The sequence below is a fragment of the Kluyvera sp. genome (genome assembly GCF_047971185.1).
GTDB lineage: Bacteria > Pseudomonadota > Gammaproteobacteria > Enterobacterales > Enterobacteriaceae > Kluyvera.
Genome location: NZ_JBKDZH010000012.1, coordinates 96928 through 110047, shown reverse-complemented (window position 1 = coordinate 110047; position 13120 = coordinate 96928). Strand labels below are relative to the sequence as shown.

Below are 13120 nucleotides of genomic sequence, written 5' to 3'. Positions count from 1 at the left end.
CTGAAGTACCATATCTGAGAAAAACTCTTGGACATAAGTTCAAAGATTTTGGAAGTGATATTAATTATTTACAGTCGAGCTATTCTTCGAAGTTCTATCAATATGAAGAAGGGCATTATTTAGGAAATCCTGGCAACTATAGAAATTTTTACCTTGCCTATAATCCTGCTGGAGTTGATTATTTTGAGTTAGATCCACTTCCAGATCTCTCTAATGACGACAAATCGCCTCCAAATAAAAAATGATCTTGAAAAATTCAGAAATAATAATGCTCCAAATACATTTGGGGTTGGCGATATCCACGGAGGTCCTGAGGGGCTTGATTTAAGCTTTGGACTTGGGATTGATTATTACGATGCGAGAGATATTCCAGATAAAGATTAGTGATCATGTATCATACCATTTTTATATCGTTTCAAATTAGGTAGTCACAATTAGACTAGTTAATCTAACCAGCACTGAGGTCCGCTCCTCGCTCAAAGCGGGCCTACAGACGCTGCGACCGTCCATTTCGTGCCAGAAACATACATCACAAGTTACGGGTCAGTTCTTCGATATTGCTGGAAAGCATATCCAGCAGCGATCTCACATAAATATTCGTGTTTCCTTGATGCCACATCGCGCTCAGTGGAAGCCCTTCAACGTGTTGCTGTGGCGAAAGAGGAAGGTACTTGACGCCGTCAGCATTCATATTTTTATAGGAGGCAGGCACAAGGGCAATGCCCAGCCCGGCGGCGACTAAACTCAGGATGGTCTGCTTCTCTTCGGCATACTGCGCAATGACGGGCACGCTGCCTCCTTCTTTGAAAATATTCATTGTCAGATCATGGCTGTGACGACGGGTACGTCTTTCCGGCACGATAACGGGTTCATCACGAAAATCATCGATACTGACTTCGCGATAACTGACCAGCCTGTGGTCAGCGGGAACCGCGAGCATGCAGTTTTCATTAGCGATAAAACGCGTGGTCAGCGTAGCGTCAGCATGTTCAGGCGGACGTACAAAGACCACGTCCAGCCATCCTGAAATGAGACGCGGGATAAGATTGTGAGATTTATCTTCCGTAATATGGATATCCGCATCAGGAAACTGCTGGATAAAAAGATTAAGTAATTCAGGCAATAATCCTCTGGCTGCGCTGTCAATCGAACCAATCCGCAGTGTCCTTTTATGCAAGGGTGTCTTTTTTCGAAAATGCAGCCGCAACGCATCGAAGCTGGCAATGACGATCTTAGCCTCATTTAAAAAATCTGCACCCTCTGGTGTCAGTGACACGTTCCGGGTCGATCGATTCAGCAACCTTATCCCCAGATCTTCCTCCAGTAGCTTGATGAAACGGCTGAGTGATGCAGGCATCATTTCGAGTTTACGCGCCGCCCGGCCAAAGTGAAGTTCATCACCTAATACCACAAAGCAACGTAGCTGATTTATATCCATTTTTTCACCAGAAACAGATTATATAAATTATTTGTATAAAGTTGTGCTGATGATAAAACCGCACATCTCTCCATACTGGGTTTATTACAAAACGATAACAACCCTACACGACAATGGAGCATCCCGAAATGAATAATGACCTCGAAAAAAAGGTTATGCGAAAGGTTACCCTGCGCATTATTCCTTTTATTATGCTGCTGTATTTCATCGCTTTTCTCGATAGAGTGAACATTGGTTTTGCCGCCCTGACCATGAATGAGGATTTGGGTTTTTCGCCCACCGTTTTCGGGCTGGGCGCCGGCATTTTCTTCATCGGTTACTTTTTGTTTGAAGTCCCGTCAAACCTAATTCTGCATAAAGTCGGTGCCCGTATCTGGATAGCCCGCGTGATGATTACCTGGGGCCTGGTCTCTGGATGCATGGCTTTTGTTCAGGGTACAACAAGCTTCTACATCCTGCGTTTTTTACTCGGTGTAGCAGAAGCCGGTTTCTTTCCTGGCATCATTCTCTATCTCAGCTACTGGTTTCCGGCCGCAAAACGTGCGCAGGTCACTGCCATATTTATGGCCGCAGCACCGCTTTCGACCGCGTTGGGATCGCCTATTTCAGCCGCTCTGCTTGAGATGCATGGTTTCCTCGGCTATGCGGGATGGCAGTGGATGTTTGTGCTGGAAGCCGTGCCTGCACTGACTCTTGGGGTTGTGGTTCTGTTCTTCCTCACCGATCGCCCGGCCAAAGCCAAATGGCTGACTGACGAAGAGCGTGCGTGGCTGGAAAACACCATGCAGGTCGAGGAACAGGCTCGCGCTGCAAAACAAGGCCACAGCAGCGCATGGAAAGGGCTTGCGGATAAGCGGGTACTGGCTCTCGCGCTGGTTTATTTTGGTACGTCTGCCGGATTGTACACACTCGGCATCTGGTCCCCACAAATCATCCGCAGCTTTGGTGCTACCTCGCTGGAGATTGGTTTCCTCAACGCTTTCCCGGCGGTCATCGGCGTCATCGCCATGATCGTGTGGGCCCGGCATTCCGACCGCACCAGAGAGCGCAGCTGGCATGTGATTAGCGCCTGTCTGCTGGCGGCAGCCGGTCTGATTTACGCCGGTAACGTCAGCACACTGTTTACCGTGATCGTCGCCCTGATGCTGGTCAACGTAGGCATCAGCGCATCGAAACCGCCTCTCTGGAGTATGCCTACCGTGTTCCTGAGCGGCCCGGCAGCGGCAGCGGGTATTGCCACGATTAACTCCATTGGCAACCTCGGTGGCTTTGTTGGCCCGATGATGATTGGCGTGATCCGCCAGCAAACAGGTAGCTACACCTGGGGCCTGTACTTCGTCGCCGGGCTGCTGGCTGTCTCGGCCCTCATTGTCCTGATTCTTTCTGCCAGGGCAGACAAGCCGCAAACGGCAGAACTCCCTCATCCTCATACCCATTAACTGGAGAAATAACAATGCGTAACTACAAAATTGCCGCCATACCTGCCGACGGTATCGGTCCAGAAGTCATTTCCGCAGGCGTTGAAGTGCTGTATGCGCTGACGCGCCACGACCCGCAGCTCAATTTTGAGGTACAGCCCTTTGACTGGGGGTCGGACTATTACAAAAAACACGGTGTGATGATGCCGGAAGAGGGGCTGAATACGCTGAAAAAGTTTGATGCTATTTACTTTGGCGCAGTGGGCGCGCCGGATGTGCCTGACCACATCACTCTCTGGGGCCTGCGCCTGCCCATTTGCCAGGGCTTTGACCAGTACGCCAACGTGCGTCCCACTAAAATCCTGCCGGGTGTCACCTCACCGCTGCGCAACCGCGGGCCGGGCGATCTTGACTGGGTCATTGTGCGTGAAAACTCCGAGGGGGAATACTCTGGCAACGGCGGCCGCGCGCATCGGGGCTTACCGGAAGAGGTGGGCACCGAGGTGGCGATCTTCACCCGCGTCGGCGTGACGCGCATTATGCGCTATGCCTTCAGACTGGCGCAGTCTCGTCCACGCAAGCTGCTGACCGTGGTGACCAAATCCAACGCCCAGCGCCATGGAATGGTGATGTGGGATGAGATTGCCGCCGAAGTGGCGCAGGAATTCCCGGACGTACAGTGGGACAAGATGCTGGTCGATGCCATGACGCACCGCATGACGCTGCATCCACAGACGCTGGATACCATCGTGGCCACCAATCTGCACGCCGATATTCTCTCCGATCTCGCCGGCGCGCTGGCGGGCAGTCTCGGCGTAGCGCCGACCGCCAATATCGATCCGGAACGACGCTTCCCTTCCATGTTCGAACCTATCCATGGTTCCGCTTTTGATATTACCGGTAAAGGTATTGCTAACCCGATAGCAACCTTCTGGACGGCGGTACAGATGCTGGAACATCTGGGTGAACGTCACGCTGCGGCGCTGATTATGGAAAGTATCGAATATGTTTGTGAGAAAGGCATTCTGACGCCAGATGTGGGTGGAACCGCCAGTACGGCGGACGTCACCCGCGCGGTAGTGGAATTTATCGAAGCCAGAGCAACTATCGCCGAGACCGTATAACCATGAAAAATGAACAGGCTGCAGCGATCCTGCAGGATATCTTCCAGCATGCTATCGACAGCGCCCGGGCTGGACCAGCAATCCTGTCAAACCTGCCGGAAAAACCGCGTGGCCGCTGCGTGGTGATCGGCGCCGGTAAGGCCTCGGCGGCGATGGCTGCGGCTGTGGATGCAGCCTGGCCGGATGTGGATGTTTCTGGCGTGGTGGTCACGCGTTACGGTTACGCAGTGCCAGCTGGCCGCATCCGGATTATCGAGGCTGCGCATCCGGTATCCGATTCAATGAGCGAAGTTGCCGCCATGCTGATTGTGGAAGCGCTGCGCGGATTGACCTCTGATGACCTGGTGCTGGCGCTGATTTCAGGTGGCGGGTCGGCGCTGATGGCGCTGCCCGCACCCGGATTAACGCTGAAAGATAAGCAGGTCATTACCCGCGCGCTACTGCACAGCGGTGCCAGCATCAAAGAGATGAATCTGGTACGTCGTCATCTCTCCGCGGTGAAAGGCGGCAAGCTGGCACGAATGGCGCAACCGGCTCGTATTGTGTCACTGATTATCAGCGATGTGCCGGGGGATAACCCGGCAGATGTGGCATCAGGCCCGACGGTCGCCGATGATAGCACGCCGCTGGATGCGCTTCGGGTTCTCCAGCGTTACGGTATTCAGGCCCCGGAACCTGTTCATAACCTGCTAAGCCAGCCGGCAGGCCCGGCTGAAAGCGCAGCGAAGAGTGAAGTCAAACTCATTGCCACGCCGCATCTGGCTTTGCAGGCTGCCGCGTTGGCTGTGCGCAGACACGGACTGATGCCGCTTATTCTGGGCGATGCGATTGAAGGCGAAAGCCGTGAAGTGGCTATCGCTATGGCCGGGATTGCTAAATCCGTGAAGCAGTATGGTCATCCGGTTTCCGGCCCGGCGGTACTGCTGTCGGGGGGCGAAACCACCGTGACGGTAAACAAGGGTCAGCACGGAAAAGGGGGGCGTAATACTGAATTTTCGCTCAGTCTGGCTTGTGCATTGCAGGGTGAAAGCGGCATATGGGCAATCGCCGGGGATAGCGATGGCATCGACGGAACGGAAGATGCCGCCGGTGCGCTGGTCTTTCCGGACACGTTAACACGCGGCAAAATGGCAGGCCTGGATGTGGCGAGTTATCTTGATGGACACGACAGTTATCGCTATTTTCACGCGATCGATGACCTGGTCATAACCGGCCCAACGTTAACAAACGTCAACGATATCCGGGCAATAATGATTATCTGACGCAGCCATATCGCTCTCCTGCAGGCAGGGAGAGCGATATTCCCGGCGTCGCATCGCTCGGCCAGGCAGAATGATTTAACGGCGGGATTCGGTCGCAATCTTCACCGCCAGGCCGGTCAGCACGCCGCCCATTAGCCAGCGTTGGATCACGCCAAACGACGGACGACGCACCAGAAACAGGGCGATGGTACCGGCTGAAATCGCCACCAGCGCGTTAATAGAAACGCTTATCACAATCTGCGTCATACCGAGCAGCAGCGACTGCGCTAGCACGCTGCCGTGCGCGGGGTTGATAAACTGCGGCAGCAGCGACAGGTAGACAATAGCAATTTTCGGGTTAAGCAAATTCGTCAGTAACCCCATCAGAAACAGCTTACGTGCGCTGTGTCTGGGTAGCGCTTTGAGCTGAAACGGCGAACGGCCCCCAGGGCGCACGGACTGCCAGGCCATCCACAATAGATACAGAACGCCTGCGATACGCAGCGCATCATAGGCGTAGGGGACGGCCATCATCAGCGCGGTTAAGCCGAAGGCGGCGCTGACCATATAGAAGATGAAGCCTAAAGCTACGCCGCCGAGAGAGACCAGCCCCGCCGCGCGGCCCTGCGAGATGGAGCGGGAAATCAGGTAGATCATATTAGGCCCAGGCGTGAGCGCCATACCGAGTGAGACGAGCGCGAAGGCGAGTATGTTGTGGGAATCTGGCATGGTAAGGCTCCGGCAAGGCGATGATTTCTTATACTACGGCTTCCCATTTTGTTGGGCGAGGGCTTTGTGCGCAGGCTGTTAATTCTGGTAGTGCATCCGGGGCGGAGCGGTAAGCAAAAAAAAGCCCGCATTGAATGCGGGCAAAAATACTGGAAGCAATGTGAGCAATGTCGTACCGAATACCTGAGTGATTTGCTCAACTATTCGGTAATGAGAAAGATAATATTTCTCATTTAAGATATCAACCCTATCTTTTGTGTGAAAGCGATTTTTTTGCCGTCGAGGGGAGATGAGTGGACCAAATTAAAAAAGAAGCGCTATTCGGTTCCCTCTCCCCATTGGGGAGAGGGGGCACACCGAGCCAATACGGTATTGAAGGGTTATGCGGTTCGGGTCGCCGCCTTCATGCTCTGCACAAAGCTCTTCAGCTCGTCCAGCATCGCCTGCGGATTATCGACGTTGCGTTCGATGATTTTCACAATAGCTGAGCCGGAAATGGCCCCGGCGGCACCGGCATCAATCGATGCTGCAACCTGATCCGGCGCGGAGATACCAAAGCCCTGCAGCGGCGGTGCGGCGTTGTACTCTGCCAGCTTCTCCACCAGATGGTGCAGCGGCAGAGCGGCACGGGTTTCGGTGCCCGTTACGCCTGCGCGGGAGAGCAGGTAGGTGTAGCCGCGGCCGTGCTCGGCAATCTGACGCAGCAGCTCATCGTCGGCGTTTGGCGGGCAGATGAAGATTGGCGCGACGTTGTGGCGCATCGCCGCCTGGCGGAACGGGGCGGACTCCTCCACCGGCACGTCGGCAACCAGTACCGAATCCACGCCGACGCGAGCGCATTCTGCATAAAACTCATCAATGCCGCGATTGAACACCAGGTTCGCGTACATCAGCAGGCCGATTGGGATCGTCGGATGCTTCTGACGGATCGCCGCCAGCATTTCGAAACACTGGGTTGGCGTCACGCCTGCGGCAAATGCGCGCAGGGTGGCGTTCTGGATGGTCGGGCCGTCGGCCAGCGGGTCGGAGAACGGGATCCCCAGTTCCAGCGCATCGGCGCCGCCTGCAATCAGCGCATCAATAATTTTCAGCGACTGTTCCGGGTTCGGGTCACCTAAGGTCACGAAGGGAACAAAGGCGCCTTCCTTGCGGGCCTTCAGTTGGGCAAACAGGTTGTCATAGCGTTCCATCAGATTTCCCCTCGCGCTTTCAGAATATCGTGTACGGTAAAGATGTCTTTATCGCCGCGGCCGGAAAGGTTAACCACCAGCAGCTGCTCTTTTTCCGGGTTCTCGCGCATCATTTTCAGCGCGTGAGCCAGGGCGTGGGACGACTCCAGCGCCGGGATGATCCCTTCGTGGCGGCTGAGTTCTTTGAACGCGTCCAGCGCTTCGTTATCGGTAATCGACACGTACTCGGCGCGGCCGATGCTGTTCAGGTAGGCGTGCTGTGGCCCTACGGACGGGAAGTCCAGCCCGGCGGAGACGGAGTACGACTCTTCAATCTGCCCTTCGTCGGTCTGCATCATCGGCGATTTCATACCGAAGTAGATGCCCACGCGGCCATGCTTCAGCGGCGCGCCGTGCTCGCCGGTTTCGATACCGTGGCCGGCTGGCTCAACGCCAATCAGGCCGACGCTGGTTTCGTCGATAAAGTCGGCGAACATACCGATGGCGTTAGAACCGCCGCCGACGCAGGCAATCACCGCGTCCGGCAGACGACCTTCTTTCTCTCGCACCTGTACTTTAGTCTCTTCACCGATCATGCGCTGGAACTCACGCACGATGGTCGGGAACGGGTGAGGGCCCGCAGCGGTACCGAGCATATAGTGCGCGGTGTCATAGCTGCCAGACCAGTCGCGCAGCGCCTCGTTACAGGCATCTTTCAGCGTTGCCGAGCCGCTGTGCACCGGGATCACCTCCGCGCCCATCAGACGCATACGGAACACGTTTGGCGACTGGCGCTCAACGTCTTTGGCCCCCATGTAGATGCGGCATTTCAGGCCGAGCAGGGCGCTCGCCAATGCCGAAGCCACGCCGTGCTGACCGGCGCCGGTTTCGGCGATGATTTCGGTTTTGCCCATCCGTTTCGCCAGCAGCGCCTGACCCAGCACCTGGTTAGTTTTGTGCGCGCCGCCGTGCAGCAGGTCTTCACGCTTGAGGTACAGCGTGGTCTTAGTCCCCGCCGTCAGGTTGCGACATTTGGTCAGCGCTGTCGGGCGACCGGCGTAGTTTTTTAACAGGTCGGTGAATTCGGCCTGAAACTCGGGATCCTTCTGCGCGTTCACAAACGCTTCTTCCAGCTGGCGCAGGGCGGGCATCAGAATCTGCGGAACATACATACCGCCAAATTCGCCGAAGTAGGGGTTCAGTAAAGTACTCATTATTGCTCCTTAATATGCGCGCAGCGTCTGAAATACCGAGGCCAGTTTGCTGGCATCTTTCACGCCCGGTTTTGACTCGACACCTGAATTGAAATCCAGCCCGACGCAGCCGCTTTTGGCTGCCTCTACGCAGTTGTCTGCGCTTAAACCACCGGCCAGCATCACGTTGCTGAGATCCTGACCTTGTAACAGAGACCAATCGAAACGCTGGCCGCTGCCGCCCTGGCCGTTGTCGAACAGGTATCTGTCGACATGATGCAGATGACGTTGCGGCAGCGTGTCGACCACGCTCAGCGCTTTCCAGATTTGCACCGCCGCGGGCAGCTCGGCGCGCAGAGCGTCGATATAGGCCTGGTCTTCATCGCCGTGCAGCTGCACCGCGTGAAGGGATAATGTGCTGGCACGCTCAACGACGTCGGCGACCGGGGTATTGCGGAACACGCCCACGTAGCTCAGCGGGGCGGCAGCCATCACCTCACGGGCCTGCTCCACGCTGACCGCGCGCGGCGAGGCGGGAACGAAAATCAGGCCGCCGTAGATTGCGCCTGCTTCATAGGCGGCCTGCGCATCCTGCGCGCGGGTTAGCCCGCAGACTTTATTTTCACCCAGCAGCACGCGACGCACCGCGGCGTTGAGGTCGTCGTGGGACATCATCGCCGAGCCGATCAGGAAACCGTTAGCGAAGTGCGCCAGCTCGCGCACCTGGGCATTGGTGTTAATGCCGGACTCGCTGATCACCGTTACATCGTGGCCCAGACGCGGCGCCAGCTGGCGGGTGCGGTTGAGGTCGATGGAGAGATCGCGCAGGTCACGGTTGTTGATGCCGACCACTTTGGCCTTCAGCGCGATGGCGCGTTCCAGCTCTTCTTCGTTGCTTACCTCGGTCAGCACGCCCATGTTCAGGCTGTGCGCCACGGCGGCGAGCTGGCGATACTGCTCGTCGTCCAGCACCGACAGCATCAGCAGGCAGGCATCGGCCTGGTGGTAGCGCGCCAGATAGATCTGGTAGGCATCGATGATAAAGTCTTTGCACAGAATCGGCTGCGGCGCGATCTGGCTGACGATCGGCAGAAAGTCGAAGCTGCCCTGAAAATACTTTTCATCCGTCAGAACGGAAATAGCCGAGGCGTAGTGTTTGTACACGTTGGCGATACGCGCCGGGTCGAAATCATCGCGGATCACCCCTTTCGACGGCGAGGCTTTTTTACACTCCAGGATGAAGGCGGTGCGGGTACCGCGCAGCGCGTCATAGAAGCTGCGCTGGCTTGGCTGCACATCGTTCTGGAACGAGGCTAACGGTTGTTGTTGTTTGCGGGCTTCTACCCAAATCGCTTTATCGGCCACGATTTTTGCTAATACGGTCTGCATTTTTTATCCTCTTGCCGCTAATGCGGTTACGCGGTCGTAGGCTGCGCCGCTGTGCAGCACGTCCAGCACTTTCTGGACGTTCGCCTTCAGGTCTTCATGCCCGTAAAGACGCATCAACATGGCGACGTTGACCGCCACGGCGGACTCATGCGCAGCTTCACCTTTACCTTGTAGCAAGCGCGTCAGAATGTCACGGTTTTCTTCCGGCGTGCCGCCCGCCAGCTCGGCCTGATGGTAAGGCGTGAGGCCAAAGTCGTCGGCGGTCAGCTGATAGCTCTTAATTTCGCCGTTGTGCAGTTCAGCCACCACGGTAGGCGCATGCAGCGAGACTTCATCCATGCCTCCGCTGTGGACCACCGCCGCCCGCTCATAGCCCAGCACGCGCAGGGTCTCGGCAATCGGCAGCACCAGCTCCGGGCTGTACACGCCAATCAGCGCCAGCGGCGGGTGTGCCGGGTTAATCAGCGGCCCCAGCACGTTGAACAGGGTGCGGGTTTTCAGCTGCTGGCGAACCGGCATCGCGTGGCGGAAACCGGTGTGATACTTCGGCGCGAACAGGAAACACACGCCCAGTTCATCCAGCGCCTGACGCGATTTGTCGGCATTCATATCCAGATTGATGCCAAACGCCGCCAGCAGATCCGACGAGCCGGATTTACTGGATACGCTGCGGTTGCCGTGCTTGGCCACTTTCAGCCCGCACGCCGCGGCGACAAAGGCGCTGGCGGTAGAGATGTTGATGCTGTTGCTGCCGTCGCCGCCGGTGCCGACGATATCGGCAAACGGGTAGTCCGGACGCGGGAACGGCGCGGCGTTTTCCAGCAGCGCGGTAGCGGCGCCGGCAATTTCGTTCGGGCTTTCGCCGCGAATTTTCATGCTCACCAGCGCGGCGGCCAGCTGCTCCGGCTTCACTTCACCGCGCACCACGGCGGAGAACAGCACGTGGCTTTCCTGCTGGCTCAGGGTTTGCGCCTGATACAGTTTTTCCAGAATCGGTTGCAGCGTGTTGCTCTGCTCCAGCTTCTGTAGCGCCCAGGCCAGCGTCTGCTCCAGCAGGCGCGCGCCCTGAGAGGTGAGAATCGATTCCGGGTGGAACTGGAAGCCGCAGACGCGATCCGCATCGTGGCGGACCGCCATCACCATGCCGTTAAAGTGGGCGTTGATGGTTAAACCCGCCGGAATATTGCTGCCGACCAGCGAATGATAGCGGGCGACCGGCAGCGGATTGCTCAGGCCGTCGAACATCGCCTGGCCGTCGTGTTCAATGCTGGAGGCTTTGCCGTGGAGAATTTCACCGGCCTGGCCGACGTAACCGCCGTAGGCTTCCACAATCGCCTGATGGCCGAGACAGATGCCGATGATCGGCAGCTTGCCGCGCATACGGGTCAGCAGCTCCGGCATGCAGCCCGCTTCCGACGGCGCGCCCGGGCCGGGAGAGAGCATCAGCACCGGGTTGTCCATGGTGCCGATACGGTCGATTAAAGTTTGTGCCGGAACGTGGTTACGGTAAATCACCACGTTGTGCCCGTTCGCGCGCAGCTGATCTGCCAGGTTATAGGTAAAAGAGTCGATATTATCGAGCAGCAGAATGTCAGCCATCAGAAAATCTCCTGTGCATGATGGGCGGTAGCGATGGCGCGCAGAACCGCACGCGCTTTATTACGGGTTTCATCGGCTTCAGACTGCGGGACGGAATCCAGCACTACGCCCGCGCCCGCCTGCACGGTAGCGACGCCGTTTTCGACAAACGCCGAGCGGATCACGATGCAGGTGTCGAGGTCGCCGTGGGCGGTGAAGTAGCCCACCGCGCCGCCGTAGCTGCCGCGGCGCTTGCCTTCGGCGGCGGCAATCAGCTGCATGGCGCGCACTTTCGGCGCGCCGCTGAGGGTGCCCATATTCATGCAAGCACGGTAGGCGTGCAGCACGTCGAGATCCTGACGCAGCTCGCCCACCACGCGGGAGACAAGGTGCATCACGAAGGAGTAACGATCGACTTTGGTCAGGTCGGCCACGTAGCGGCTGCCCGGCGTACAAATGCGGGCCAGATCGTTACGCGCCAGGTCAACCAGCATCAGGTGTTCGGACAGCTCTTTGTGGTCGGTGCGCATTTCCAGCTCAATGCGGCTGTCAAGATCGCGATCCAGCGAGCCGTCGGCGCGGCGGCCACGCGGGCGGGTACCGGCAATCGGGTAGATTTCAATCTGGCGGTTTGTCGCATCGTACTTCAACGAGCTTTCCGGTGAGGCGCCGAACAGGGTGAAGTCGTTGTCCTGCATAAAGAACATGTACGGGCTGGGATTGCTCTTCTTCAGCACATCATACGCTGCCAGCGGCGACGGGCAGGGCAGCGAGAAGCGACGAGACGGCACCACCTGGAAGATTTCCCCGGCGCGAATCGCTTTTTGCATTTTGCGCACCACGTCGCCGTACTCTTCATCGCTTTGATTGGTTTCGCAGCGCATCTCTTTAATGGTGTGCACCGGCAGCGCCGTCGGCGGTTCGTTAAGCTGCTGGCGAACCTGCGCGATGCGTTGCAGCAGACGATCTTTTTCCGCTTCAGACGGGGTAAACAGGCTCGCCTGAATACGGGTGTTTTTGGTCTGGTGGTCAATCACCAGCAGCGTTTCGGCCAGATAGAAGCAGTAGTCCGGGCAGGCGGTGTCGCTTTCAAGCTGCGGCAGATCTTCAAACCCGGCGACCAGGTCGTAGGCGAACAGCCCGCCGAAGAACATCGCTTCACGCTCGTCCTGCGGAACGGTAACCAGCTCTTGCAGCAGGCGGAAGGCGTCAAACACCGACAGTGAGCACAGGCGAGCGTCTTCATCCAGCAGCGTGCTGACCGCCGGGAAGCGCAGCACACGGCCATCCGGCTGATGGATATTTTCAACGCCCGCCGGCAGCGCAGCGTCGAGCAGCGGCAGCAGGGACGCGCCGTTGGCGGAAAGCGCCTGCAGCGTCACGGTATCGCCCAGCGCGGTGATGCGCAGCGCGCTATCGACCAGCAGCAGGCTTTTTAAATCATTTTTACTGTCAATGTCGGCTGATTCAAGCAGCAGCGTCGCCGGGCGCGCGCCGCACAGCTGGTGGAACAGTGCGGTCGGGTTCTCACGGTAAATCGCGTCACTGGTCAGAAGCTCGAGCATAGGTTTTGGTGTTTGCATCGTTGTTCTCGCCTGTTCTGTATTATTTTTGCTTAATAAAAAGCCCGCTCATTGGCGGGCTGGGTATCTGTATGCGTTACGCAGACGTGATGACTCCGCCCTATCGGGAAGTACGCCACCAGCCGCCGTGCAGAGCAATCATTTTACGTGTCATTTTCAGATACCTTACTAAGTGAACTTGCGTACTAGTTAACTAGTTCGAAGGGGCAAAGTCAACCCCTGATTTTAGAATTTCCCGCAATCCCGCTATGATAGGCC

Annotated in this window: 10 protein-coding genes, 1 pseudogene and 1 other annotated feature; of the genes and pseudogenes, 4 read left to right on the top strand and 7 right to left on the bottom strand. The window is 57.1% G+C overall.

Annotation, left to right across the window (positions count from 1 at the left end; genetic code table 11):
• A pseudogene (locus tag ACK5JN_RS02250) lies at positions 1 to 384 on the top strand (ETEC_3214 family protein); the annotation flags it as partial.
• Between the two features lie 145 nt (positions 385 to 529).
• Here ACK5JN_RS02250 and ACK5JN_RS02245 read toward each other — a convergent pair.
• On the bottom strand, positions 530 to 1438 hold the full coding sequence (locus tag ACK5JN_RS02245) for a LysR family transcriptional regulator (protein ID WP_416868656.1): 909 nt from the start codon (positions 1436 to 1438) through the stop codon (positions 530 to 532).
• Between the two features lie 128 nt (positions 1439 to 1566).
• On the opposite strand from ACK5JN_RS02245, the gene ACK5JN_RS02240 reads away from it, so the two are divergent.
• Genes ACK5JN_RS02240 through ACK5JN_RS02230 form a run of 3 tightly spaced genes read left to right on the top strand, consistent with a single transcriptional unit; the run spans position 1567 to position 5242 of the window.
• Entirely contained in the window at positions 1567 to 2877 is a 1311-nt protein-coding gene (locus ACK5JN_RS02240) for an MFS transporter (protein ID WP_416868655.1), read from the top strand.
• 14 nt (positions 2878 to 2891) lie between these two features.
• Positions 2892 to 3980: a tartrate dehydrogenase gene (locus tag ACK5JN_RS02235; protein WP_416868654.1), complete on the top strand. Its 1089-nt coding sequence runs from the start codon at positions 2892 to 2894 to the stop codon at positions 3978 to 3980.
• Positions 3981 to 3982: 2 nt separating this feature from the next.
• A complete protein-coding gene (locus tag ACK5JN_RS02230; RefSeq protein WP_416868653.1) occupies positions 3983 to 5242 on the top strand; it encodes a glycerate kinase type-2 family protein in 1260 nt (419 codons plus the stop codon).
• 75 nt (positions 5243 to 5317) lie between these two features.
• Here ACK5JN_RS02230 and ACK5JN_RS02225 read toward each other — a convergent pair whose 3' ends face one another.
• The 6 genes from ACK5JN_RS02225 to ACK5JN_RS02200 all read right to left on the bottom strand — a co-directional run bounded on the left by ACK5JN_RS02225 (position 5318) and on the right by ACK5JN_RS02200 (position 12862).
• A complete protein-coding gene (locus ACK5JN_RS02225; RefSeq protein WP_416868652.1) occupies positions 5318 to 5950 on the bottom strand; it encodes a LysE family translocator in 633 nt (210 codons plus the stop codon).
• Between the two features lie 380 nt (positions 5951 to 6330).
• The gene (gene trpA / locus ACK5JN_RS02220; protein ID WP_416868651.1) at positions 6331 to 7140 is read right to left on the bottom strand and encodes a tryptophan synthase subunit alpha; all 810 of its coding nucleotides are present in this window, start codon (positions 7138 to 7140) and stop codon (positions 6331 to 6333) included.
• Positions 7140 to 8333 carry a tryptophan synthase subunit beta gene (trpB, locus tag ACK5JN_RS02215; protein WP_416868650.1) on the bottom strand — a complete coding sequence of 398 codons (1194 nt, stop codon included), beginning with the start codon at positions 8331 to 8333 and terminating at the stop codon, positions 7140 to 7142. The genes trpA and trpB overlap by 1 nt, the downstream gene beginning before the upstream one ends.
• 9 nt (positions 8334 to 8342) lie before the next feature.
• Positions 8343 to 9701 carry a bifunctional indole-3-glycerol-phosphate synthase TrpC/phosphoribosylanthranilate isomerase TrpF gene (gene trpCF / locus ACK5JN_RS02210; RefSeq protein ID WP_416868649.1) on the bottom strand — a complete coding sequence of 453 codons (1359 nt, stop codon included), beginning with the start codon at positions 9699 to 9701 and terminating at the stop codon, positions 8343 to 8345.
• Positions 9702 to 9704: 3 nt separating this feature from the next.
• Positions 9705 to 11300: a bifunctional anthranilate synthase glutamate amidotransferase component TrpG/anthranilate phosphoribosyltransferase TrpD gene (gene trpD, locus ACK5JN_RS02205; RefSeq protein ID WP_416868648.1), complete on the bottom strand. Its 1596-nt coding sequence runs from the start codon at positions 11298 to 11300 to the stop codon at positions 9705 to 9707.
• Complete coding sequence (locus tag ACK5JN_RS02200) at positions 11300 to 12862, bottom strand: anthranilate synthase component 1 (protein WP_416868647.1); 1563 nt, start codon at positions 12860 to 12862, stop codon at positions 11300 to 11302. Before ACK5JN_RS02200 ends, trpD begins: the two co-directional genes overlap by 1 nt.
• Positions 12863 to 12896: 34 nt before the next feature.
• Positions 12897 to 12989 (bottom strand) — a sequence feature (Trp leader region).
• Positions 12990 to 13120 lie beyond the last annotated feature (131 nt).